Raw genomic sequence first — 634 nt, forward strand, 5'->3', positions numbered from 1 at the left:
CAGGGCCGAGAACCGGGCGTGTAAACATTCCACAGTTCCTGCCACTTCCACCCTCCTCTCACGAGCCTCTGCCTGATGAGGAGGAACCCTTGATGCCTGCTCCTATTTGTGTATATACAGAAAGCCATGCTGATGATCGTCTGGGATGAGCCGAAGCGGCAGACGAACCTCGCCAAGCACGGCCTGGACTTTGCCGATCTGGACGAGGGGTTCTTCCTGGCCTCGCTTGTCATCCCGGCAAAGGACGGTCGGCACATGGCCATAGGCCGCCTGGGCGACGGCACCATTGCCGTGGTGTTCGCCACCTTGGGCACCGAAGGGATTTCGGTGATCTCGATGCGGCCCGCCAGCGAAAGGGAAAGGAGCCTGCTATGACCGGACAGCACCTGACCGAAGACCAGATCCAGCGCATGATCGCCAGCGATCCCGACGCGCCTGAAGCCACCGAGGATCAGCTCGCCCAGGCACGGCCGTTCGCCGAGGTGTTTCCGGCGTTGGCCGAGGCCATGCGCAAGAATGCCGGGGGGCGTCCGAAAGCGGACAACCCGAAGGTCGCCGTATCCTTGCGTCTGGACCAGGACGTGGTGGCCCGGTTCAAGGCCAGTGGTCCAGGCTGGCAGACCCGGATGAACCG

Annotated in this window: 2 protein-coding genes; both read left to right on the forward strand. The window is 62.9% G+C overall.

The window, feature by feature from the left end; genetic code table 11:
- The first annotated feature begins 126 nt into the window (after window positions 1-126).
- A complete protein-coding gene (locus CK240_RS17750) occupies window positions 127-375 on the forward strand; it encodes a BrnT family toxin (RefSeq protein WP_095641557.1) in 249 nt (82 codons plus the stop codon).
- On the forward strand, window positions 372-634 hold a 263-nt coding region (locus CK240_RS17755), incomplete at its 3' end, for a BrnA antitoxin family protein (protein WP_095641558.1). The genes CK240_RS17750 and CK240_RS17755, both read left to right, overlap by 4 nt.

Origin of the sequence: Paracoccus salipaludis, from assembly GCF_002287065.1 — a bacterium.
In the GTDB taxonomy this organism is placed as follows: domain Bacteria; phylum Pseudomonadota; class Alphaproteobacteria; order Rhodobacterales; family Rhodobacteraceae; genus Paracoccus; species Paracoccus salipaludis.

What these genes read in the sequence shown, in the direction of transcription:
- CK240_RS17750 (WP_095641557.1), top strand. Translation starts at nt 127, where the DNA reads ATGCTGATGATCGTCTGGGATGAGCCGAAGCGGCAGACGAACCTCGCC.